Consider the following 24,155-nt stretch of genomic DNA (forward strand, 5'->3'; position numbering starts at 1 on the left):
GTTCGACAACCCTTTACAAACTATAAAAACTCAACAAGGCGCTGAATAAATCTCAGGAATACCATATACTGAACAACCTATGAGAAGGAGGCTTCCCCCGTTAAACGCCATCGTGGCTTTCGAGTCCGCGGCGCGCAATAAAAGCTTTAAAAAAGCTGGGGATGAGTTGTGCGTGACCTCTTCCGCGATAAGCCATCAAGTGCGTTTTCTTGAAGACTGGTCGGGTCTTAAGCTGTTTGAGCGGAGCACTCGCGCGATCGAGCTGACCGATTTTGGAATTCGTTATATGCTGAAACTGGGTTCTCTGCTCAATCGGTTGGAGAAATTCTCCAATAGTGAAATCGACCGCCGTAAAAATAAAGCGATCATCACCATACAAACTACGGACTCGTTCGCATCGCGCTGGCTAATCCCTCGTTTGTCGGAATTCGAGGCGCTTCTCCCGGATATAGCCATAAAAATAGTCACTTATGATTTTCGGGATAGCTTGCGTTCATCGGAAGCCGACTTGGGAATATTGTTCATGACCGATAAAAAACACAACGCGGTCGCAAACACTAATAACACGCGGTTATTATTCCCGGAAGAAATATTTCCGGTGTGCAATCCTGAAATTATACAAAACGTGAAATCAATCGACGTGACTGATTTGTCAAATTTCACGCTTATTCACGATGACAACGTGGGCGTTTCCTGGCAAGACTGGATTTCAGTGGCGGCCAAGCGGCATTCCGATACAACCAACATAGAAACGAAAGACGGACCTCATTACAATCACGCGCACTTGGCGTTACAGTCCGCGGAGCTCGGAAACGGTTTTACCTTGGCCAGCAACGTTTTAACCAGCGATGCGCTGGAAAAAGGGTTGCTGATCGCGCCTTTTCAGGACAAGATTGCGACTGGGTGCGGCTACTACCTGACACAATCACAAAACCCGCAAGTCAGAAATTATTGTCGGCCTTTCAGCAAGTGGATTGTTTCCAGAGTTTGTTAGAAGTCTGGAATTGTCTCGAAATTAGGATTGCACAACAGAAATACATTTATAATTCTTATTTACTGTCCCAATGTTACATCTCATTGAAAAATTGTGGCTAAAACATATTTAGATAAATTATCCAGCCTTATAAATGATCTGAAAATCGGGGATGAGATCGCTGTTCCTGTGGAAGCCAGACACTTTTTTAGTGGCGCGGGGTTTTATGTCAATGGGGCGATGTGCGCATCATGGTCGCCGGCCGGGCTGGCGTTCAAACTGCCGAAAAAGGAAGTTGCTGAACTGATTGCCAGCGGAACGGCAACGTCGTTAAAGTATTTTTCTAATGGGCATGTTAAAAAGGGGTATGCGCTGTTTGAAAACCCGGACGCGACCAAAACAAAGCTTTGGAAAAATTATTTTGTGAAGGCGGCTCAGCAAATTTTATGCCAACACGACAAAACCAGGCGATGACAGGTGCCATTGAAAACGCGGACGCGCTTTATTTTTGGCGGGCAACGATTTTGTATCGGCGCCAATGTTGCCAATGTTGATTCGGCAAATTCCTTTTGTTGTAAGTTTAGTCTGTATTCTTTCAGCTATTTTTTTAGCAATCCAGGGCGAAACAAAATACGCGGGCACACTGCTGGCGGCTACCGGCGTGATATTTTTTGCGTTCAGCAAGAATATGGCTGAATCTATAAATACAGATAATAAAATATCCCGCCCGTTCACGGTGCTTACAAGAATGCTCGGAGGAGGCACCAGTCGCTCTATGAAATTGTCAGGCATTGCGCTGCTTGTTGTGGGGATTATGTGGACTTTAAATCCATAATGCCAGCCAATGATTGATAAAACAATCATGCGGCAGTAGCCCGCTAACCTAAGGATATTGGTGGAGAGATGCCGGCAAGTTATTGATTATAATGGTGGGCCGTGCAGGGCTCGAACCTGCGACCCGCTGATTAAGAGTCAGCTGCTCTGCCAACTGAGCTAACGGCCCCAAAATAATAAAACAACCCATTCAGAAATCTAACATGATATTTTACCCGATTTCTGTGCGTCGGCGTAGAAACAAGGGTGTGAAGACAAGGACGTGAATACAAAGGTATGGAGGCAAGGCATGCTTTGTTCTTCATGCCCTTGTCTCCGCCGTTGGATTTTCTTGCTCTGATCACGCCAGGATGGCATTATTCAGAACCGCTCTAAATTAATATCAGGAACGCAATGTCGAAAAATCCAGTCAGCCATCACCCAAAACTATACGAATACATAAAATCAGTTTCATTGCGGGAAACCAAGGAGCAAAAATTGCTCAGGCAATTGACGCAAAATTTGACAGCTTCCGCAATGCAAATCTCTCCCGACCAAGGGCAGTTTATGGCGATGCTGGTAAAACTAATCGGTGCGAAACAGATAATTGAAATTGGTACATTCACCGGCTATAGCGCATTATCCATGGCCCTGGCATTACCCGAAGACGGGCGTTTAATTGCCTGCGACGTTAGCCGCGAATGGGCTGGTATGGGCAAACCATTTTGGCAACAAGCCGGCGTTGACGAAATAATCGATCTGCAAATTGGCCCTGCGATAGAGACCCTGGAGCAGTTGATTAACCAGGGTTTGGAGAGCCATTTTGACATGGTGTTTATTGATGCGGATAAAACCAACTATGTCCATTATTATGAAGGTGCGTTGCGGCTAGTTCGCCCTAATGGACTTATCGTCGTTGATAACGTGTTTTGGAATGGTGCGGTCGTTGACGAAAAAGATAACAGCGATGACACGACCAGCATCAGAAATTTAAACCAGGTGATTTCCAATGATTTGCGTGTTGATATCTCTATGATTGCCGTAGGGGATGGATTGTTTCTGGTCAGGAAGAGATAACATTTTGAAATAGCCCAAGATGATTTAGTGCGACGATTTAGTGCGACGATCCAAGGCGATGAGATAAGACCGCGATCCAATATTACTCTAGGGCAACGGCAATTCAAACAATGACCCAAACCGGGTCAGTTGGTCATCAATTCCTGCCAGTCTCATAGCATGCCATGCCATAGCGTGATTCGAAGAGGTCAAAGGAATACCAAGGCTGACTTCCAGTTCTTTGCACGCTTCAACCAGGCGCACCGATGTGCAGGAAACAAAAACAGCGTCCACCGCTGCGTGCTTGATAATTTCGCGCACCCCTTTTTCAATGGAAGCGGGCGTAATCCGGGACACATTTGAGTCCCGATCCTCATTAAATGAGCCAAATACCGGAACCTCAACACCGCGGTCGGCGATGTATTTGGCGACAATTTTGTTGACTTCGGCGGAGTAGGGCGTCAATACGCCAATGCGGCTGGCGTTGAAGGCGTTAAAGGCCGCAAAGGCGGCGGTTATCGGCGTGGTGCAATGCGCCGTGGGCTGGGCCGCATGAATATTCTCAAATACTTTTTCCTCGCCGATGGCGATTGACGCGGAGGTGCAGCCATAAGCGACCACATCCACAGGTGTTCCCGGAGTGAGCAGTCCGGCGCAAAGCGTTATTCGGGGCTGCATGGCCCTGAGCGATTGCGCGGTGATTAAATCGTCGTTGAGGATGCGGCTTTGATACAGGGCTACGCCATCGAGATGATGAAAAATTGTGCGCCATTCATGCTCGATGGTGTAGTCCGTTGCCAAAACGATGAGTCCGATTTTTGCGCGCTTGGCGATGCCGTCATCCATTTCGAATGGAAGGCGCTCAATCAGAATCATGTCTTCCTAAAATAAACAAATCCCGGCCAGCGTTACCGAGTCAAGACTTAAGGTTTTTCGCCACGCCGCAATCGAGCTTCAATGTCATCCAAGCAGGGCACCAAATCGGCGATGCTGTCGATGACATAGTGGGCGCCGCGTTGGTACATGGTGGGATAGATTCGATCGCGATGTTTTTGTTTAACCTCTTCAGGGAACGCGTTCCATTCATCCAACTGCACACCGACCTCGTTGCCGGAAATGGCCAGGCCGACAGCCCATGAACCGGCATTCAAACCCTCTTCGATACCGGTCAAGGTATCGTCGATTTTGACTACCGATTGCACCGGTGAAATGTCGAGTTCAAGCATGTTACGCAGCACCATATGCGGGAACGGGCGACCACGTTTAACATCGCCTGCGCCAAAGGTGGCATCGGGAATATAGCCTTGCTTTTTCGCATCGGCCTGGTTGATGGCTAACATGCCCGGCAGATAACCGGAGGTTGAGCCAATTTTATAATCACGTTTGCGGCATTCGTCGATGACCTCGAGCGTGCCCGGAATAAGCTGTGAATATTCAGAAAGGCAGGCTTCCTGCAAGGGGATGAAATCCGCAAACATGCGACCCACATCGTCGTCCGCAGGCTCGGTGCCATGAGTTTCGACCCAACGACGACGTACACTGGGGATTTCGCATATCAAACCGATATGGACTCTTTTATGCGCACCCATCGGGATACGCGCCTCTTCAAGGCTGATCGGCACACCGGCTTTCTCGAATACCTGACGAAAAACCACAGCAGGCGCCATGCAACCGAAGTCCATGGTTGTGCCAGCCCAGTCGAGGATGACACAGCGAAGCGGGCCGCGGTAAGCGCGGCTATAGGTAAATTCTCGTTCGTGAGTAAATTGCATAATGATGGAACCTGAGTAGTTATTGTGAAATTGGAAGCCGCGCAACGGCGCGAAAACCGCGTAGGGTATGCACAAAGCGCATGGGTAGCAAATTGTTATTATAGATAGTTCGTATTGTTATGGGCGATAGCATAAAACTGGAATACAGCACCCGGAGCAAAGCGGCTAAGTCGAGTTGTTGCGGTTTGGTGTATCTGCTCTCGCGTAGCCTCTGTTGTTGGTCGCTCAGGCTATCCACAACATGATTTTGCCACCAGTCGCTGGCGATAGGTCTGGGAGATTGATTGCTGGAAAGAAACTGAGCCAGTTTCACGATTGCGATATGAATGAGTTCGTTCATGGTCAAACAGTTAGTCGAATTTGAGGTTTTTCGGCGGTCGGTCGATTATGGCATAATTCGATAATCGCTAGTTTAAGGACCATGTTTTCGCAATGCAACCGCACAAACCCTCGCTATGAAAATATCTCCATAAAAACATCCTCATGAAAAAATACTTGCGGCATGTGCTGCGGCACGTCCTGCGCTTCGCCTTGCTCGGCTGCATTGCACTGCCGATGCACGCCGCCGAACTGGTCAGCATAACGGGTGTCACGCTCATCGATGCCGAGCTCAACGATGGTGACAGTTTCAAAGTCAATGCGTCCGGGCGCGAACTTCACCTGCGGTTGTACTATGTCGATTGCCCGGAAACCGCCTACGGCAGCAAGGCCGACTTTGAAAGAATAGGCGAACAGCAAGACCACTTTGGCCTCAATGACCGCCATGCCGTAATCCGCTTCGGCAGACGCGCCGCCGAATACACCAAGCAGGCATTATCCCGGCCGTTCACCATCCACACCAGTTACGCCAAAGCGTTGGGGCGCTCGGCCGCCGGCCGCTTCTATGCCTTCGTCGAAACCAATGACGGCCACGATCTCAGCCGTCTCCTGATCAAACAAGGCTTGGCCAGAATCCACGGCAAAACCCGTCCGGCGCCGAGTGGTCTGCCCAGCGATTTGGTGCTTGAAGAACTTCAGGATCTCGAAGTCGCGGCCATGCTCAAACGAGTCGGAATATGGGCTGAAGCCGACCCTAACATCATCGCCGAGAAGCGCAAGCGTCGGCGGGAGGAGAAGCAAGCGGAAAGGAAAGCACAGAAGGAATTTCGGGACAAGCAGAAAACAATAGACGAGCCATCAACGACCAATCCCATGGATCTGAACACCGCCGCCAGCAAACAACTCCAACAAATCAACCACATCGGCCCGGTCATCGCTGCCAAAATCATCGCCGGCCGACCGTATCAATCGCTCCAGGACCTGCTGAAAATTCCAGGCATCGGCGCGAAGACGCTAGAGGTCATTGCGCCTTATGTTACGATAGATTGAAAATAGAGGAACGACGCGGTTTTCACTATCAATCCATAAACAAAACGAAGAATCAATGACACAATCATGTATCATCCAGTCGATACTTAAAGACAGCAATTATCATCTTGCCCTGTTCGCGGCGGATGAAATTACAGCCTTGCAGGAGAAAGTCCTTGCCAAAAGCGCCAGAGGCAAGGAAATGCCGTTTGTAAAATGTATCGTTCGGGACAAGGATATTCAACTCAAGCCAGAAGAAATCGTCCGCCAGTTATATGCGGCGATGCTTATCAATCAATACGGCTATCCCAAAACACAAATAAAATTTGAACATTCCGTTACTTTCGGCAAGGAAAAGAAAAGCGCCGATATTGTGATTTTTGACAAAGATCGTACTGACACCGCTTATATTATTGTTGAGCTAAAAAAGCCCAAACTAAAAGACGGAAAAGATCAGCTTCGCTCCTATTGCAACGCTACGGGCGCACCCATCGGGGTATGGACAAATGGCGAGCAAATTTCTCACTACCATCGCAAAGACCCGAATTATTTTCTGGAAAAAATGCGCGCGGTGAAAAACGAAAACAAGCAATTCAACTTCGATATTCTGATGGCTAATCCACCCTTTGCTGGAGATATCAAGGAAAGCCGTATCCTGCATCAATATGAACTTGGCTTTAAGGCGGGTAGAAAAAATGCGCAAAATAAGGTCGGGCGCGATATTCTTTTTGTTGAAAGAAATCTGGATTTTCTCAAACCCGGCGGACGCATGGCGATTGTTTTGCCGCAAGGCAGGTTCAACAATACAATGGATAAACACATCCGCGAATTCATCGCCCAGCACGCCCGCATCCTCGCTGTAGTGGGGTTGCACGGCAACACCTTCAAGCCGCACACCGGCACCAAAACCAGCGTGTTGTTTGTGCAGAAATGGGACGACCAACTCTGCCCGAAAGTCGATGACTACCCCATCTTTTTCGCGGTAAGCGAGAAAGGCGGCAAGGACAACTCCGGTGATTATGTCTATCTCAAGAGTGAAAACAGACAGGAAAAGCTAGACAAAAACGGTCATCTGATTGTTAATCACGATTTGCACAATCACGATGGAGAACTGCCAGATGGCATCGCCGAAGCCTTTATTGAGTGGGCGAAGAGTGAAAGGCTAAATTTTTGGAATTAAACCATGGATCGGCAAGGCATCGTCATATACAACACCCCGGATGGTAAAGCCTCTGTGGCGCTTTATGCCCGTGACGGCACTATCTGGCTTAGTCAAAACCAGCTCACAGAACTTTTTGCCACCTCCAAGCCGAACATCAGTATGCACCTATCTAACATATTGAAAGAAAAGGAGTTAATTGCAAACTCAGCTGTTAAGGATTACTTAACAACTGCCCCTGACGGAAAAGAATACTCGGTTCGGCATTACGTCTTGCCGATGATACTGGCGGTTGGTTTTAGGGTGGGCGGTGTTTGCGGAACGCAATTTCGGCAATGGGCAAACCGCCACCTGCATGAGTATATGGTCAAGGGTTTGTCCTGATACGCCCTCGCTAGAATTCCCGCGCAAGTAGGAATCTAATAAAAGTTAAAACAGCAAGGGTAGCGAGAACGGATTAGCAGCAAGCCAGCTAAAATTTAGATGATTTGAGGTGGTATTCGGGGTTTTGTTCGGCATAATCTGCGGTCGAAACTGATTATTTTCTGTTTTCGGTTTCTGTATATTCCACTTTAAGATTGAACCATAGAAATGCTGCCGAATGAAAAAATGCCTGCAGTAGCATTGTCTGCTGTGTATAATGTGGCACCTCATATCCGCTGAATGAGTCAGCGGCGCTCAATGTCAGACAATACGGATGATAAAAAAATGCTTACAAAAGAACATTTAGAAGTAGTTAAATCTAACGGCCATGAAGCCGTGCGTGCCCTTGTTCAATCACAAAGTGACGCTAAAAGCACGTTGTTTATATTGGAGAATTTGGGGCGTTTGCCGAATAATTTTGATGTTAAATGGGTGTTGAATCTATTAAATAGCGATAACCAAAAAATTCGATTGAATGCAGTAAAAACATTAGGCAAAACGAAGCAAGAAGCAGGGATAGGCATTTTATTTAAGATAGCTAAAACGGACCCATCAACTAATGTCAGGAGAGAGGCTGTATCTGCACTTGGGAGAATGAAAAGCAAGAAAACAGTTAAAGCATTATCAGAATTTCTAATCGATGAAGATCCGAAAGTGGTTAGCCAAGCCATTCGCGGGCTACTGGTATTTAAAGGCGATCAAGCAGTCGATGCAATGTTAACCTCACTAAGCCAGCATGAAAATGAGACAATTCAAGCGGTAATAAAAAAAGCATATTTTAGTTCCAAAAAAACATCAAAAGACAAGTTGGAACACCGCAAGTGTTATGATTATTTGAAAAATGTTGTAGTGTTTGGCGATGTTAGGAATACCTTAAAAGAGATACCTGATGAAAGTTTTCACCTGACATTCACTTCGCCACCGTATTATAATGCTCGTGACTATTCAATATATCCGAGTTATAAATCATATCTTTCCTTTTTGAAGGAAGTATTTAAACTTACGCATGATAAAACAAAAGAAGGGCGATTTTTAATTGTCAATACTTCCCCTGTCATCGTCGCACGAATAAGTCGACAACATTCTTCCAAGCGTCATCCAATCCCTTTTGATTTGCATCATGCTCTAACCGCTATCGGCTGGGAATTTATCGATGATATTGTTTGGGTGAAACCAGAAGCGAGTGTAAAAAATAGAAATGCAGGCTTTCTGCAGCATAGAAAACCGTTGGCATATAAGCCAAATGCAAGAACCGAATATTTGATGGTTTATCGAAAGCAAACGGACAAATTAATTGACTGGAATATCAAGCAATATGATTGGCAAACAGTGCAGTCGAGCAAGGTGGCGGATAATTACGAATCCTCGAACGTGTGGGAAATAGATCCCACTTTCAACAAAGTGCATTCGGCAGTTTTCCCATTTGAATTATGCAAAAGAGTCATTGAGTATTACTCATTTAAGGGCGATTTAGTTTTTGATCCATTCGCTGGTAGTGGAACATTCGGGAGGACAGCTAAACATTTAGACCGGCGTTTTTTCTTAACTGAGGCAAACGAGGAATATTTCGAGTATATGAAAACCTTTGTGAAAAAGAACGATTATGAATTGCTTGGTGAAGCCCCGACTAATTTTTTAACTATACAGGAATTTAAAAAAAGAATTAAATGACGTTAACAAACCACGTAATAAAAAACATCGTTCTTCGCCTTCTTGATGGCGAAGATTATCGGGCAGAAATTGTGACTCTGATTGATGCTGAATTTATGCAATTTGCGGTTGATTTTTTTAGGAGAGTTGCAGAAGCAAAATTAACCAATCAAGACATTGATGTTGATTGGTATCAGAAAGAGATGCTCAATTCTGATTTGCCAAGCGATGAAATTATTATTCATGCTGGTTTAAATAGAAAGACCATCATGAATATGCACAACACCGCGAAGCGTGAGATTGTGATTGGCGCATCAAATGCACATTACGAAAAACTTTGCTCTATAATCGAGCAATTAACTAAGAGCGATGATCTAAATCTAATTCTACAGATTAAATTCAATAAAGTTAGCGTCGAACTGGACATTAATGAAAGTTTGATTGTTATAAATGCTTTGGCAGTGAAAAGAGCGGCGCTTCGAGGTGGTCTGTGGAGCACTGCTGGCAAACAAGTAGAAGGTCCGTTAATGGTCTCTTTGTGTAAATTGTTTGATGTTCCAAAACAAAATTATTCTACGAAAACAAGGAAGGGTATCGTCCAAAAAGGGGAAGTGAATAGAGAGGTGGATTTCTTTTTGAAAATGGATGATATGGAATATCGGTGCGAGGTTAAGTTAATGGGACGCGGCAACCCGGAAAGTGCTGATGCGGTAATCGCACGAGACAGCAATGTATTTATTGCTGATAAACTTTCAGAACAAAATAAAACTCAACTCGCTAATCGTGGAGTAGAGTGGGTGGAAATGAGAAGCCAAGGCGGCTATAAAAAATTTGGAGAAGTGCTAATCACGTTAGGAATACCGCACACCGAAAATTTAGAAGATGACATAAGTGCTAGACTCAAAAAAATATTTTCAGAAATATTTAATTAAAACAGCGATGAGGCTTTTCAGTTTCGGTAGGCATGTATTAAGTTTCCTGTTTATTCGCGAGGTTCTTCGAAGAGTTCCGGTTTTTGTTTCTTAATCTCCTGTTCCATTCCATCGGGCAGTTTTGCCTTGTATAGGGTTTTTGCTTGCAATAACCGATCGATTTCTATTATGACTTTTTTTAGATCAGCCTCTTGCAAGTTGGCGTTGGTTAAATCAGCTCCACGGAAATCATCTTCCCAAAAAGTAGCTCCTTGCAAGTTCGCACCGGTCAGGCTAACCTTTTGTAATTTAGTATGCTGGAAATGGGCTCCTTGCAAATCGGCTTTATCTAAATAAACCGTTCGTAAGTTGCCATAACCAAAAAAAGCCTTTTGTAAATTGGCACCCGCTAAATTTTTGAATAGTTCTGTATAGATTTCACGGGTTTGTGCTCTATCAAACAATAAATCTAATATGCTTTCGATTTCAATACTTGGTTGTTTGTCCATCATGGCTGATTCTCTCGGCTTGTATCCCTCATGTGTTGTCGTTCCCCGGATATGGGCGCACAGTATTTGAACCACCCGCCCCCGGTAATCTTCTACTTCCCATGCAATGTGGTGCAAGGCATAGATACCACCCAACCGGATGGAAGCGGATTTATGTCCCAAATGCTCAATGGCGTTTTTGTACCGTTCGGCAATGTTACCTTTTTCGGTCAACGCTGCCGTTTTTTGCATTGCCTTCGCCGTTTCTTCCGCCGCTGTCGCCCGTCGGTTAGAGACATAAATCTGCCAGATTAACAATCCGCCACCAACCAAGTACGTCATAAATTTTGCAAATTCCGGGCCAACCTGGAACCAAAGAAAGACCAAAGATGAGGCCACGGCAACGGACAAGAACAGTTTAATTCCAATCGAAAACCTTTCCCACTTGCCTTTCAGGTGGGCGATCAGCCCGTTTGCTTGATCTTGTCCGTTCGCTTTTTGTTCTTTATTCACAATTATTAATTGACTACGCTTGTATGCTGGAAATTATCCGAATCGCCCCGACTATCCTTCAGCAATCATCTGCCTGGATTTTTCGATTTGCGCGTTGACCACTTTTAATTTGGTTTCAAGAGAATGTCTCTTATCCGAATCTTCAATCGACTTTATTCTCTCTTCGTAGCGGATTTTTTTATCCGTCAGTAACTGTTGCAGTATTGCCAGTTTTCCGGGATTGATTGATTTCCCTTTTTCTTTTTTGCGGGCGAGTTTGTCAAACTTTGCATTTAATTTAGTGAATTTCATAAGTTGCTCTCTTTGGTTGTTCAAATTAGTGGGTCAGGATTTTGCCAGGCTCTCGATTTCGTCTTCATCCAGAATAACCTCTTGAGCGGCTTCTGCCATAAGGTCGGCATGCGATGCCAATAATGCCTGGGCGGAGTCAAGCAGGTTTTTCGCGGTTTCATCGGAATAATTAAAGTCATTCAATAATGATGTCGCCATCAATGGCGTAATCTTGTTATCGTTGAGCAAATCGGTAATTTGCTTGTTTAACAGGTCATGCGAAGCGAGCGCTTCCGCTTTTAGTTCATCGAGTTCAAGAATTGATAATGTGTGATCATCCATATCTCTATAGCGGTATATTTGTTTAAGAATGGTGGCAATTTTTAATCGTAACATGTTGTATTCATTGCGAATGTACTGGTTATCCGAAACCATATATACCGTTGTGTTTTTACGCAAATGCTTGATGTGCTTGACGCATTCAACAATTTCTGAAGCGGCGTTGCGCAGCCGAAACAACTCTTCGGAAAACACGCTCGGAATATTGGATTGCGCCTTCGAAATGAAATCAATAATCGCGCTGTAAAGTGCCTTGACTTTGCTTTCATAAAGTTCGTCCAGGTCAAATTCAATGATTTCCCGGTCTTCGTCAATGGTCTTGGCGAGGTTCGGCGATTCCAATATTTGAGTGCGATGCAGGTTCATGCCATGCGCCATTAATTCAAATGCGGAATCGAACAGATGCCAAACCTCTTTCTTGACCGAAGATAAAACGGTTTCCGGAAATTCTATCGCCGCATCGCTCAGATATTTTGGTTCGGCAAGGTCCGGCGCTTGCTCAGGCAGAAAATTGCATAATCGGACGGCCAACTGATTAATCAATGGCACCATTACCAGAACGCCGGTTATATTGAACAAGGTATGAAACACCGCCAGTTTCATGGTGTAGTTGGTTTCGGCTATGCCGACTTTATCGCTGATGATGTCCACCGCCCAAACGAATTGGTGTATGAACACGATGGCGATAACCCCGGTCACGACATTGAAGATCAGGTGCGCGCCGGCCAGCCGCTTGCCTTGAACATTGGCGCTCAACGCGCCAATAATCGCGGTAATCGTGGTGCCGACATTGGCGCCGATGGCGAGCGCCAGGGCGTTTTCGTAGGTAATTTGACCGACCGCCAATGCCGTTAAAATAAGCACCAACGTGGCATGGCTCGATTGCATGACCACGGTTGCCGCAGCGCCAATGCCGGCAAACAGGAATAATCCCGGATAGCCGGCGACTGCAAACGATGCCAGGTCAAAGCTGTCCTTAAACGCTTCAAAGCCCTCCTTCATGTAGTGGATGCCCAAAAACAGAAAGCCAAGCCCGGCCAGAACCGAGCCGACTCCTTTCAAATACCTGGATTTTTGAAACGCCAAAACAATGCCAAATACCAGCATCGGCATGGCATAGGCGGAGATCTTGACTTTCAGCCCGAAAGCGGCCACCAACCAGGCCCCGGTTGTGGTGCCGATGTTGGCGCCGAAAATGATGCCAATGCCAGCAACCAGGGTAATCAAACCGGCGCTGATAAATGATATAGTGATTATGGAAACCAGCGAGCTGGACTGCATGATCGTGGTGGAGACGATGCCGAAGGTCAAACTTTTCCAGGTCTTGTCGGTGGTTTTTTGCAGCAATTTTTCCAGCAATCCGCCGGTGAATGCCTTGAACCCTTCTTCGAGGAATAACATGCCAAACAAGAAAATCGAAACGCCAGCGGCAATTTCCTTGAAATCGGGACTGACCCAGAATCCATAACCGAGAATCAGAATTATCGTGGGTAAAAATATTTTTCTTAACATCATGGTCTCCGTATAAGTGAACTTGAAGTGAACTTGAAGTGGACTTTGAATTGAGTATTCATAATACCATTCATTTTGTTTTTATGTAATGGTGTAATTTTGCCCCCAACAAGACATCATCAGTTAACGTTTCCCACAAAGCGGCGGCGCGCTATAAAATGCTGCGATAACGCACTAGAATACTACAGATGACTTCCACGCTTATGATTCAGGGCACAACCTCCAACGCCGGCAAGAGCGTCATTGCCACGGGATTGTGCCGCTTGTTCCACTCGAAGGGGTTTCGAGTGGCCCCGTTCAAACCGCAGAATATGGCATTAAACAGCGCGGTGACTATAGATGGCGGCGAAATTGGCCGTGCCCAGGCAGTGCAGGCGCTGGCTTGCGGGATTGAACCGCATACCGATATGAATCCTATTTTGCTCAAGCCGAATAGCGACCAGGGCGCGCAGGTGATTATTAACGGTCATTCTATCGGTAACATGGATGCGACGGCATATCATGCCTTCAAAAAAGACGCCATGCCATATGCTCTGGCATCTTATCATCGCCTGGCCGCGCAGTATGATCTAATTATTGTCGAAGGCGCCGGCAGTCCGGCGGAAATTAATTTGCGAGAAAATGACATCGCCAATATGGGGTTTGCAACCGCGGTGGATTGTGCAGTGCTACTGGTTGCGGATATAGATCGTGGCGGCGTATTCGCGCATTTGGCAGGCACGCTGGATTGCCTGGCCGATGACGAACGCAAACGGGTTGGTGGATTCCTGATAAATCGCTTTCGCGGCGACAAAACGCTGCTGGATTCCGGCATTGATTGGCTCACTGAAAAAACCGGGATTCAAACTTTGGGGGTTTTGCCCTATCTCACAGGGCTGCATATTGAAGCGGAAGATGCCGTGGATCATCGTTGCCGAGATGGAAACGGCGACGATGAAAATAGCCACGATGAAAATAGGAAGGCAACTCGCCTCAAAGTTATCGTTCCTCGCCTCCCGCGAATCAGCAACCACACGGATTTCGATGTGTTGCGATTGCATCCGCAGGTCGAGTTGCGGTTTATTGATGAAGGGCAGGATATTCCGCCGAGCGACTTGATTGTGCTGCCGGGCAGTAAGAACGCCATCAACGATTTAAATTGGCTGATTGAAAACCAATGGACGGAACATGTAAAAAAGCACCTACGTTATGGCGGGAAACTGATTGGCATTTGCGGCGGCTACCAGATGATCGGGCAGGCGATACACGACCCGAATGGCATAGAAGGCAAGGCCGGGTCCCGGCAAGGGCTACAGTTGATGGATTTTGAAACCCGGCTCGAACCGGTTAAAAAACTGACCCGGGTGTCGGGCACTTTGTTTGCCGGGATTTTGTCTGATGAAGCGGAGGTAGAAGGCTATGAAATTCATTTGGGATCAACCACCGGGCCAGACCTGGACCGCCCCGCGATCAACCTGGGGGATCGTTTTGATGGGGTGATTTCAAAAGATAATCAAATTTTATGTACCTATCTGCACGGTGTGTTCGACTGCCATGAAGCCTGCGATGCGCTTTTAAAATGGGCCGGGCTTGAAAATGACCTGAAAAATGGTGGCGGCTTTGACTACAAAACCTTTCGTCATCGTCAGATAGATAGAGTGGCAAAGATGCTGGAAACCGAAATAGATTACCGACAGTTGATTGCCAGTATCGGAATAAAACTAAACGAACCTAAATGCTCGAAGTATTATTGCCAGCACTGATTTGCCCAGTGCTGATTTGCGTGGGTGCGTTACTGTTAGATCGGCTTATCGGCGAACCTAAATTTCACCCCTTAATTTGGTTTGGCAAGGTCGCAGCCTGGCTTGAGCAGCGATTGAACAATCGACAGTCGCGTTTCAGAGGCGCCATCGCCGTATTCATACTAATCAGTTTACCAGTGGGTTTGGTCTGGCTGATTCAGTCCACCGCCGAATCACGATTGATTCAAATTATTCTGGATATTGTCATTTTGACGTTTGTTATTGGTTGGCAAAGCATGAAAGAACATGCGATGGCTGTCGCTGTGCCGCTTTTAGCCGGGGACCTGGAAAACGCCAGAAACAACCTTTCAATGATTGTCAGCAGGCAAACGGATGGCATGAATGAAACCGAGGTCGCCGGCTCAACCATCGAATCAGTTCTTGAAAACGGCCATGATTGTGTTTTTGCGTCCTTATTTTGGTATGCGTTGTTGGGCCCGGCGGGGGCCTTGTTGCATCGTCTGGTAAATACCCTGGATGCGATGTGGGGTTACAAAAATGAAAGATATTTAAAATTCGGTTGTTTTGCGGCGCGATTTGACGATCTGTTGGGTTGGTTGCCGGCTCGCCTCACCGCCATTTGTTATGCCATTAGCGGTTCTTCATTGAAGGCACTTAATTCGTGGCGAAATCAGATTGGGACGCATAAAAGCCTCAATGCCGGTTTGGTTATGGCGACTGGAGCGGGGGCGTTGGATATTGTCATCGGCGGCCCCGCAGTTTACCACGGCGTACGCCAGGACAAACCCTATCTTGGTGTCGGCGATCAAGTTAAATCCGTGGCCAAACCCGCGGATATCAAAAGAGCAATCCGGTTAATTCAAAAGAGTTTGGTGGTGTGGCTTGTCCTGTTTACACTACTGCTCTTCGTATTCAATCAAATTTGGATATGAAAGGGGTAGGGTGTACCACGGACTGATCGTTTGTTTGATTGTGCGAAATGGATAAGGTATGGGTGCCATAAAATATTGACCCCGTTAGACGACCGATAATCTGGATATTTCGTGTTATTGAAAAGCGACCTCAAGAGAATTGTCGATTTCCAAAATGATATCGATGAGCTGTTGACGATACTTGCCGGGGGATTGCCATAGTCCGCGCTGTTGTGCTTCCAGCAACTTTTCCGACATTTCCTTTAGCGCATTGGGGTTGGATTTCTCGAGGAATTCCCGGTTTTCCTGATCCATCACTAAGGCATCCGTGACCATCTCGTACTGATAATCGTCAATCAGGTTGGTGGTCGCATCATAAGCAAACAGGTAGTCGACGGAAGCGGCCATCTCGAATGCGCCTTTGTAACCGTGCTGGCGCATCGCTTCGATCCATTTGGGATTGATGACCCTGGCGCGAATTACCCGGTTTAACTCTTCTTTCAAGGTTCGGATCTTTGGGTTGGATGGATCGGAGTGATCACCATGATAAATTTCCGGCAGCTGGCCTTTAAGCACTTCGACGGCATTAGCCATTCCGCCTTGAAACTGATAGTAGTCATCAGAATCCAGTAAATCGTGTTCCCGATTATCCTGATTTTGAATCACAACTTCGATCTGTCCAAGGCGTGATTCGAATGCGGAAAATGCAGCTTGACCAAAATGTTCCTGAGTATAGCTGTACCCGCCCCAAGTGATATACGCTTGGGCAAGATCGGACTTGTCTTTCCAAACACCTTGGTCGATTAAACCCTGTAATCCAGCGCCATAGCAGCCTGGTTTGGAACCAAATACACGAAATCGGGCCTGGATATCGGCCTGTTTTGAATCCAGCCCTTGATCGATTAATTTTTCACGTGTTGCTTTAATATGTTGTCGTAATATATTAAATTCACCAGGTTCTTCGTAGTCGGCTAATGTCTGAACCGCGGTATCAAACAATCGTGCGACATTAGGAAACGCATCCCGAAAAAACCCGGAAATTCTCAAGGTCACATCGACTCTGGGGCGTCCGAGTTGAAAGCCGGGAATAATTTCTATATCCACCACCCGGTTAGAGCCTTCGGCCCATATCGGTCGGACACCCATTAGCGCCAACGCCTGAGCGATATCATCACCACCGGTTCGCATAGTGGAAGTCCCCCAAACCGAAACCCCTAATTGCTCGGGATATTCGCCGTGTTCCTGTAGATGCCGCATGAGTAGTTGCTCGGCGGAAAGCTGACCCAGTTCCCAAGCGCTTTGAGTGGGTATCGACCTTGCATCAATAGAATAAAAGTTACGCCCGGTGGGCAGGACATCGAGCCGCCCGCGAGTAGGCGCGCCACTTGGTCCGGCTGGAACAAACTTGCCACTTAGCGCACCTAAAAAGTTTTCTATCTCGTTATTGCCAGACTGGGTTACTGCCTTTAGAACAATATTTTTGATATACCCCAGCAAACGCCGGGTCTGGTTCAGCGTTGCTGGAATCGCTTCGCCGTTAAGCATTTTGTTGATGCACTCTTGCGCCAGTAATTCGAGGCGTTCACGAGTATCCGCTTCATTTCGCCAGTGTGCCGGGCTAAGGTCTTGCAGCAATTGCGGTTTGTCGCCTTGCCAATCGGCTGTGGCATCAAACTTGAGCGGGTTAAATACATTCTCATTGCCATTAGACAATTCCAAATCAGCGCTCAGGCAATGCAAAATACCTGAATCATTAGGCCCTTCGCCTCGGGGCAATCGAGTCAGTGCGACCAGAGTCTCATCCAGATTATGACCATCAGGCAGTTGCCCGAATCGATGCAGGCCGTGGCGAATCTGCGCTTCCTTTAGTTCGCATAAATAGGTATCTACTTTCTTCAGTAGATCGTCCTGCCGCAGATTGTCTTGTGGCACATCGTTTTGTGGAGGGGCATCCTTGTTCAGTTCAGGGTCTATAGCCAGGTTTAGTTCTTTCACCAGATTGGTCTGACAAACCAACGCCACGATTTTCTTGCGAAGGTGATTTTCCCGTCGCTGATCCAGTCCCATGGCCTGATAATATTCATCGACCAGTTTTTCCAGTTCCTGCAATTCACCATAGGTTTCAGCGCGCGCCATCGGTGGCATTAAGTGATCGAGAATGACGGCCTGGGCGCGCCGCTTGGCTTGAGCGCCTTCGCCCGGATCATTGACTATAAATGGATAAAGATGGGGGGTTGGTCCGAAAACAATATCGGGCCAGCAAGCGTCGGACAATGCCACGCTCTTGCCGGGCAGCCACTCCAGATTGCCGTGTTTGCCAATATGGGCGATGGCATCGGCAGCATAAATATGACGCAGCCAGAAATAAAACGCCAGATAGTGATGCGGCGGCACCAAATCAGGGTCATGATAGTTAGCGACCACATCGACATTAAACCCACGAGCCGGTTGAATCCCCACAAAGGTCTCGCCGAGCCGAATACCGGCCACCATGATACGCCCTTGGCGGTATTTGGGGTCATCCTCGACATTGCCCCAACGTTTTATTATTAACCGTTGATTATAAACTGGAATTTTATTAAACGAACGCTGGTAATCCGGTTTGGATATGCTTTGAAAACAAGGTTTGATCGGCAAGCAATCGAGGTCATTGGTCACCCCGGACTGGAGCTGCGCGATGAGCGCATCACCCGTTAACGGAATATCTTTTAGCGGATATCCCGCATCCTTCATGGCGTTGAGAATATTCAGCGCAGACGCTGGCGTATCCAGCCCGACGCCATTGCCTATGCGGCCGTCTTTGGCCGGGTAGTTGGCCAGGATCAGCGCAATTCGTTTTTGATTATTGGGCTTTCGCCTTAACTGCGCCCAACGACAGGCGAGTTCAATGACAAATTGTGCGCGCTCGGCTTGGAGCTGATAACGAACGACATCGATTTCGGCAGATTTTGATCGGCGAAATAATTCCTTAAAGCTGATTGCCCGACTAATAATTCTGCCGTCGTATTCGGGCAGTGCAATATTCATTGCAATATCACGCGCTCTGAGTCCTTGGTCAGATTGCGACCAGTCCTGTTCGCCGTTAGCTGCCAGAATGGCCTGGATGACCGGGATATCTTTGTCGAATAATTGGGTCGGTTGCTGTGGCTCGGATGACAGCGCGGCATTGCCTTCGACGTGCTGGGAAAAACTGGTGGTATTAATCACGACATCACAATCGATGGCATCAATAAGATGATTCACTGTGGCCAAGCAGGCGGAGTCTTTCAATGAAAGCGTAGCCACCGCCAAGACGTTGAATCTTTGCTGCAAAAGTTCAATGAACTCATCGAAAGCCCCGGTATTGCCGGACTGCACATGCGACCGATAAAACAACATGAGTGCTGTGGGTAGTGACTTATTCTTTATTTGTTGCCAGGCTTCGAGGGTACGATGGGTATCGTCGCGACCAAAAATCAGGCAGGGTGGCAGCGCTCGCGCCGGTTCAAAAGCGTAATCCGCGCCACGCAGTTCAAGAAATTGGAAGGCAATGTATTTAAACAGATTACGGGTATTTCGTTTTCCGCCTTCACGCAGGTAACGCCAGATGTCGTGACACTGATGTGCATCGCAATTGGAGTGGTTGATTAGATCCAGGTCTGGTTGGTCATCTCCGGGCACCAGAATCAGTTTAATGCCGCTGCCGATTGACTGGGTGACCAAGGCATGTAGCTGTTCAATGCCGTATCGCCAGTAGTTCATGCCTCCCAATAAGGAAACGATAATGACTTTGCTATGTTGGAGTACGTCGTGTTCGTATAGATCATAAGCCGCTGGTTTGGCCAGGTTGATCAGGTTTGCCAGACGCACCTCCGGGTAGTGATTGGGCAACTGGTCGGCAATCTCTGCCAATATGCCTAATGAGGTATCCTGAGCAGAGAGGATAACGATGTCGCCAGGTGTTTGCTGGAGATCGACGATGCCTGGTTCATCAATAAAGCCGCCAGGTTTTGCCGCAAGCAAGTGCATACAAGAGCGTACTTCGGATTAATATTTACACTTCGCGCCCCTTATATTTTTGAGGAACGAGTGCGAGCATGAATTCAAGGCCACCCTTAAATATAGCCTATACTCGGCGCCCGTTCCAAAAAATTTATAAACGAGGTGCACTTCGCGCCCCTTATATTTTTGAGGAACGAGCGCGAGCATGAATTCAACAATAGACTTAAAAAGCCTATACTCGGCGCCACGTTCAAAGAATTTATAAACGAGGTGCACTTCGCGCCCCTAATATTTTTGAGGAACGAGCGCGAGCATGAATTCAACAATAGACTTAAACGAAGCCTATACTCGGCGCCCGTTCCAAAAAATAACTAAACGAGGTGCACTTCGCGCCCCTAATATTTTTGAGGAACGAGCGCGAGCATGAATTCAACAATAGACTTAAACGAAGCCTATACTCGGCGCCCGTTCCAAAAAATAACTAAACGAGGTGCACTTCGCGCCCTTTGAGGAACGAGCGCGAGCATGAATTCAACAATAGACTTAGCCTATACTCGGCGCCCGTTCCAAAAAATAACTAAACGAGGTGTACCGTAAAATCAGCGAACCGGCACAAGCATCAAAGACGTGGACATCAAAAGCATTAAACCACTGCCGCCTGTAACGCTGTTCGCAATTCCCCTTCGCTCAGATCTTTGCCAATCATTACAATCTTGCTTTGCCGGGGTTCATCACTATTCCAGGGTCTATCGAAGTATTGATCGATTCTTTGGCCAACGCCCTGCAATACCTGTCGCATGGGTTTGCCGGGCAAAGCCAGAAAACCCTTTACCCGAAAAATGGCATGAGCGGCAATCAACCGACCGATAATTTCCACCAGTTTATCGGTATCGACCTCACCGAGTTTTATCGATACCGAGTTGTAGTCGTCATGGGCATGATGATGATCTGCACCCTGATCGTGATGATGGTCGTGGTGGGTATGCACCGCTTCGATGTTGTTTTCCGAAGCAAACTCGAGTCCCATAATCAATTCGCTGCTGATTTCCCCGTTGTTGACTGCCAGCATCTTGACCTGCGGTTTAATATAATTGCTGACCTGACTTTTGATTGAATCCAGTTGTTCGCCATCAATCAGATCGGTTTTGCTGATAATGATCAAGTCCGCGGAACTTAATTGATCTTCGAACAATTCCTGAAGCGAAGGCTCATGCAAGGGAATAAGCGAGGGCTTAGGATTGAAGCTATCATCCGAGGCACGCTGTTTTTCCACCTGATCCGGTCTATGCGCGAGACGACCATCAGCGACCGCAGGTCCGTCGACCACGGTAATCACCGAGTCCACGGTGCAATGCTGTTTTATTTCAGGCCAGTTAAAAGCCTGCACCAGCGGCTTGGGCAGCGCCAGCCCGGAGGTTTCAATCAGGATATGATCGATATCATCCCGCCGTTCCACCAACTGATTCATTACCGGCAGGAATTCCTCTTCGACGGTGCAGCAAATACAGCCATTGGCCAGTTCATAAATGCCGTCTTCAGGGATAGCGGCCGAAGGCTGTTGCGATGGTTTCTGATTGGCTATGCTGCCCAGATTACCTGAGGCATGCTGGTCGTCTTCGCCATCCGCACAGTCCAGTGGACAACTACGAAGCAAATCGGCATCGATATCCAGCTCGCCGAACTCATTAATAATTACGGCAATACGTTTGCCGCTGGCTTGTTTGATAATGTTGGTCAGCAACGTGGTTTTACCGCTGCCGAGAAATCCGGTCACCACGGTAGCGGGTATTTTTTCAAGATTCATCGTTTCACCTGTCTTGGTGTTTCGGGTTTGACTTTGGGTCTATAGATATGCGCCTTGCCTTCATCGTATAAAAAGGAATCATTAAAGGAGGCATCGCAAGCTGCCGGATCAAGGGTGCGTCCGACAAGTATCAAAGCGGTTCGGGTAAATTTTTTCGCCCGGACTTTTGGCACGATATCCGCCAGTGTGCCGGTCACATAGTCCTGATCCGGCCAACTGGTACGGTAACACACGGCCACCGGACAGTCTGCCCGGTAATGCGGCTTGAGTTGTTGCACAATTTTGTGAATATGACTGACCCCGAGATGGATCGCCAGAGTAGCGCCATGACGCGCCAGGGCATTGAGGTTTTCCTTTTCCGGCATTGGCGTCTTTGCGTTGTAACGGGTATAAATCACCGTTTGGGTAACACCGGAAAGCGTGAGTTCACGTTTCAGCAGTGCCGCCGAGGCGCTGGCGGCAGTGACGCCCGGAATGACTTCGTAATCAATATCAAGTTCATCCAGTTGTCGCATCTGCTCGCCGATGGCCCCATAAATCGAGGGGTCGCCGGAATGCACCCGGGCGACATCCTGATTGTTGTTATGCGCGGCTTCGATACGCTCGATGATTTCATTGAGATTCAACGATGCGGTGTCCTCGATAACCGCGTCTTGCGCGGCGCTATCCAGAATTTCGATCGGCACCAGAGAGCCGGCATAGAGAATGACCGGGCATTGTTCTATCAGGCGCCGCGCCTTGACTGTGATTAAATCCGGATCGCCGGGGCCGGCGCCGATGAAATAGACCGTCATAACTATAATTTTGCCATAATTTTAATGCCGTGGCGAATAACCGCGCGGGGTATAAACCCAATGTGTGTGGTGGTTGATTATATGCCTGGATTCGCGGTTGCCTACGGATACACAGGTAAACATATCGACCTGCGAAGCATTCAGTTGGTCGAGCGTGATGATGTTCACGCTATGCCCATCCCGGGTCAGGTTGCGACCAAGCACCGTCGGAGTTGCGCCAGGTCGATATTGCAACAGGATATCCCGCGCCGTGTTTAATTGCCAGTCGCGCTTTTTGGATACCGGGTTATAAAACGTGACCACAAAATCACCGCTTCCAGCACTATGAACCCTGTTTTCGATGGTTTCCCATGGGGTCAGCAAATCGGATAGGGAAATAGCGCAAAAATCGTGGCCAAGCAACGCGCCCACTGCACTGGAATTGGCTTGCATGGCACTGATGCCCGGAATGATTTCAAGATCAACATCCAGCCACTTCGGGTTGCGCTCATGACCGGATAATTGATAGTCGAGCAGTTCAAATACCGCAGAGGCCATGGCGTAGATGCCGATGTCTCCGCTGGAAACTAACGCGGTTATTTTCCCGGATGCCGCCAAATCCAGCGCCAGACGAGCGCGCTCGATTTCCTGTCCAAGCGGTAATTCATGGTGGGTTTTGCCCGGGTCTATTTTGCTTGGGCCGGTCTTGCCTTGGCAGGCTTTGTCCAGCAACTCAAGATATAGGCCATAAGCCACAACATCGCTGCATGCATCAATAGCATTGATCGCTTTGGGTGAAATCAACTCAGGATCACCAGGGCCGATGCTGACCAGAAATAGTTGGGTCATGAAATTTTTGTGTTGAAAAGGTCGTGCGTTGTAAAGCTGAAAAATGACAATTGTGCAAAGGTCTGCACAAGAAATCAAGGCGCGTAACTGCGTGCAACAGCAATAGTCGCACGCGCATTTTTTTGTTTGCAAAGCACCAATTCCGCAGGCATCCCGGTCAATTTTGTGGCACAACACAACGCCGCGGCTTCTGCTACACCGTAACAACCGACCGCTCTGAATACCATTTCGGATTTCTCGCTGAGCAGATGTTCAACCTGCTTGAGCACAAGCGCAGAAAACAGATGGAATTCAAGATTAAGGCATTTCGATAGTTCGAGCAACCCGGCCTCATCGGCTTTGAGATCGATGCTGGCCAAGCCAGAGTAAGTTACAGCCGCATCCATTTCCCTCGCATCCATTTCCCTGGAAACTCGCTCAAACAACGGTTGCAAAAACGCTAACGGGCAGCCGCGCTCGCAGCCCATGCCGATCGTGTAAACCGGGTGACTGTAATCCATGGCTGAGGTTACAACGCATTGAGCCGAAATGGCTTGGGCGATATCGTGGGCAAATGCAACCGCGCCACCTTCATGCCCGGATAGCAAGGGGATGACATAGTCGCCGGATTGGTCAATGACGATGACTGCTGGATCGCGATATTTGTCGCGTAACACCGGCGCCAATGCGCGTATGACTATGCCGGTAGAGCAAATAAAAATACATCGGTGGCCGCTGCGAAAACTTGATTGTGCGGTTTCGATAAAGGGTTTTACCCGATGATGGCAGGATGCGCCGGGTATCAGCATCCGCAGTCGAGCCGCAATCTCGCCACCCTGATCGGTCAGGCTGAATATATCGACAGGTATGGCGCTCTTAATTATCATCAA

At 47.7% G+C, this 24,155-nt stretch carries 21 protein-coding genes, 1 tRNA gene and 1 pseudogene; 11 read left to right on the forward strand and 12 right to left on the reverse strand.

The features are described from left to right. The first annotated feature begins 79 nt into the window (after positions 1-79). The 3 genes from ACPXXB_RS03945 to ACPXXB_RS03955 all read left to right on the forward strand — a co-directional run bounded on the left by ACPXXB_RS03945 (position 80) and on the right by ACPXXB_RS03955 (position 1,808). A complete protein-coding gene (locus ACPXXB_RS03945) occupies positions 80-994 on the forward strand; it encodes a LysR substrate-binding domain-containing protein (RefSeq protein ID WP_423909598.1) in 915 nt (304 codons plus the stop codon). Between the two features lie 93 nt (positions 995-1,087). Then, positions 1,088-1,447, forward strand: coding sequence for a TfoX/Sxy family protein (locus ACPXXB_RS03950; RefSeq protein ID WP_423909600.1), 360 nt, complete (start codon positions 1,088-1,090; stop codon positions 1,445-1,447). 73 nt (positions 1,448-1,520) lie between these two features. After that, a complete protein-coding gene (locus ACPXXB_RS03955) occupies positions 1,521-1,808 on the forward strand; it encodes a hypothetical protein (RefSeq protein WP_423909603.1) in 288 nt (95 codons plus the stop codon). A gap of 92 nt (positions 1,809-1,900) precedes the next feature. On the opposite strand, the gene ACPXXB_RS03960 is transcribed toward ACPXXB_RS03955, so the two are convergent. Next, a tRNA-Lys gene (locus tag ACPXXB_RS03960) sits at positions 1,901-1,976 on the reverse strand. Between the two features lie 224 nt (positions 1,977-2,200). On the opposite strand from ACPXXB_RS03960, the gene ACPXXB_RS03965 reads away from it, so the two are divergent. Continuing rightward, the gene (locus ACPXXB_RS03965) at positions 2,201-2,863 is read left to right on the forward strand and encodes a class I SAM-dependent methyltransferase (RefSeq protein ID WP_423909606.1); all 663 of its coding nucleotides are present in this window, start codon (positions 2,201-2,203) and stop codon (positions 2,861-2,863) included. A gap of 87 nt (positions 2,864-2,950) precedes the next feature. Here the strand turns inward: ACPXXB_RS03965 and ACPXXB_RS03970 are convergent, their stop codons facing one another. Genes ACPXXB_RS03970 through ACPXXB_RS03980 form a run of 3 tightly spaced genes read right to left on the reverse strand, consistent with a single transcriptional unit; the run spans position 2,951 to position 4,954 of the window. Continuing rightward, on the reverse strand, positions 2,951-3,718 hold the full coding sequence (locus ACPXXB_RS03970) for a maleate cis-trans isomerase family protein (protein WP_423909609.1): 768 nt from the start codon (positions 3,716-3,718) through the stop codon (positions 2,951-2,953). Between the two features lie 47 nt (positions 3,719-3,765). Further along, positions 3,766-4,614: a phosphonoacetaldehyde hydrolase gene (gene phnX / locus ACPXXB_RS03975; protein ID WP_423909612.1), complete on the reverse strand. Its 849-nt coding sequence runs from the start codon at positions 4,612-4,614 to the stop codon at positions 3,766-3,768. A gap of 19 nt (positions 4,615-4,633) precedes the next feature. Further along, the gene (locus tag ACPXXB_RS03980; protein WP_423909614.1) at positions 4,634-4,954 is read right to left on the reverse strand and encodes a hypothetical protein; all 321 of its coding nucleotides are present in this window, start codon (positions 4,952-4,954) and stop codon (positions 4,634-4,636) included. Positions 4,955-5,097: 143 nt separating this feature from the next. Here ACPXXB_RS03980 and ACPXXB_RS03985 point away from each other — a divergent pair, with 143 nt between their 5' ends. The 5 genes and pseudogenes from ACPXXB_RS03985 to ACPXXB_RS04005 all read left to right on the forward strand — a co-directional run bounded on the left by ACPXXB_RS03985 (position 5,098) and on the right by ACPXXB_RS04005 (position 10,125). After that, positions 5,098-5,982, forward strand: a complete 885-nt coding sequence (locus ACPXXB_RS03985) for a helix-hairpin-helix domain-containing protein (RefSeq protein ID WP_423909617.1) — start codon at positions 5,098-5,100, stop codon at positions 5,980-5,982. Positions 5,983-6,037: 55 nt separating this feature from the next. After that, the gene (locus ACPXXB_RS03990; RefSeq protein ID WP_423909619.1) at positions 6,038-7,141 is read left to right on the forward strand and encodes a type I restriction enzyme HsdR N-terminal domain-containing protein; all 1,104 of its coding nucleotides are present in this window, start codon (positions 6,038-6,040) and stop codon (positions 7,139-7,141) included. Between the two features lie 3 nt (positions 7,142-7,144). Beyond that, positions 7,145-7,495 (forward strand): annotated as a pseudogene (locus tag ACPXXB_RS03995) (virulence RhuM family protein); the annotation flags it as partial. A 306-nt stretch (positions 7,496-7,801) separates the two neighbouring features. Continuing rightward, entirely contained in the window at positions 7,802-9,214 is a 1,413-nt protein-coding gene (locus tag ACPXXB_RS04000) for a DNA methyltransferase (RefSeq protein WP_423909622.1), read from the forward strand. Next, positions 9,211-10,125, forward strand: a complete 915-nt coding sequence (locus ACPXXB_RS04005) for a CfrBI family restriction endonuclease (protein WP_423909625.1) — start codon at positions 9,211-9,213, stop codon at positions 10,123-10,125. The genes ACPXXB_RS04000 and ACPXXB_RS04005 overlap by 4 nt, the downstream gene beginning before the upstream one ends. Positions 10,126-10,175: 50 nt before the next feature. On the opposite strand, the gene ACPXXB_RS04010 is transcribed toward ACPXXB_RS04005, so the two are convergent. Genes ACPXXB_RS04010 through ACPXXB_RS04020 form a run of 3 tightly spaced genes read right to left on the reverse strand, consistent with a single transcriptional unit; the run spans position 10,176 to position 13,229 of the window. After that, positions 10,176-11,105, reverse strand: coding sequence for a pentapeptide repeat-containing protein (locus ACPXXB_RS04010; RefSeq protein WP_423909628.1), 930 nt, complete (start codon positions 11,103-11,105; stop codon positions 10,176-10,178). A 51-nt stretch (positions 11,106-11,156) separates the two neighbouring features. Continuing rightward, entirely contained in the window at positions 11,157-11,396 is a 240-nt protein-coding gene (locus ACPXXB_RS04015) for a hypothetical protein (RefSeq protein ID WP_423909631.1), read from the reverse strand. 33 nt (positions 11,397-11,429) lie between these two features. Next, on the reverse strand, positions 11,430-13,229 hold the full coding sequence (locus tag ACPXXB_RS04020; protein ID WP_423909633.1) for a Na/Pi cotransporter family protein: 1,800 nt from the start codon (positions 13,227-13,229) through the stop codon (positions 11,430-11,432). A 185-nt stretch (positions 13,230-13,414) separates the two neighbouring features. Here ACPXXB_RS04020 and ACPXXB_RS04025 point away from each other — a divergent pair, with 185 nt between their 5' ends. Together ACPXXB_RS04025 and cbiB are read left to right on the forward strand one after the other, a co-directional pair. Then, positions 13,415-14,968 carry a cobyric acid synthase gene (locus ACPXXB_RS04025; RefSeq protein WP_423909636.1) on the forward strand — a complete coding sequence of 518 codons (1,554 nt, stop codon included), beginning with the start codon at positions 13,415-13,417 and terminating at the stop codon, positions 14,966-14,968. Next, a complete protein-coding gene (cbiB, locus tag ACPXXB_RS04030) occupies positions 14,941-15,900 on the forward strand; it encodes an adenosylcobinamide-phosphate synthase CbiB (RefSeq protein WP_423909638.1) in 960 nt (319 codons plus the stop codon). Before ACPXXB_RS04025 ends, cbiB begins: the two co-directional genes overlap by 28 nt. Before the next feature lie 114 nt (positions 15,901-16,014). Here cbiB and cobN read toward each other — a convergent pair whose 3' ends face one another. The 5 genes from cobN to ACPXXB_RS04055 form a co-directional block, all read right to left on the reverse strand. Next, positions 16,015-19,887 carry a cobaltochelatase subunit CobN gene (cobN, locus tag ACPXXB_RS04035; RefSeq protein ID WP_423909640.1) on the reverse strand — a complete coding sequence of 1,291 codons (3,873 nt, stop codon included), beginning with the start codon at positions 19,885-19,887 and terminating at the stop codon, positions 16,015-16,017. A gap of 616 nt (positions 19,888-20,503) precedes the next feature. Beyond that, positions 20,504-21,664: a cobalamin biosynthesis protein CobW gene (gene cobW / locus ACPXXB_RS04040; RefSeq protein ID WP_423909643.1), complete on the reverse strand. Its 1,161-nt coding sequence runs from the start codon at positions 21,662-21,664 to the stop codon at positions 20,504-20,506. Continuing rightward, entirely contained in the window at positions 21,661-22,458 is a 798-nt protein-coding gene (gene cobM, locus ACPXXB_RS04045; RefSeq protein ID WP_423909646.1) for a precorrin-4 C(11)-methyltransferase, read from the reverse strand. The genes cobW and cobM overlap by 4 nt, the downstream gene beginning before the upstream one ends. A gap of 21 nt (positions 22,459-22,479) precedes the next feature. After that, entirely contained in the window at positions 22,480-23,286 is an 807-nt protein-coding gene (gene cobJ / locus ACPXXB_RS04050; RefSeq protein ID WP_423909649.1) for a precorrin-3B C(17)-methyltransferase, read from the reverse strand. A gap of 74 nt (positions 23,287-23,360) precedes the next feature. After that, complete coding sequence (locus ACPXXB_RS04055; RefSeq protein WP_423909651.1) at positions 23,361-24,152, reverse strand: cobalamin biosynthesis protein; 792 nt, start codon at positions 24,150-24,152, stop codon at positions 23,361-23,363. Positions 24,153-24,155 lie beyond the last annotated feature (3 nt).

The organism is Candidatus Spongiihabitans sp. (assembly GCF_965237845.1).
Classification (GTDB): domain Bacteria; phylum Pseudomonadota; class Gammaproteobacteria; order Arenicellales; family Poriferihabitantaceae; genus Spongiihabitans.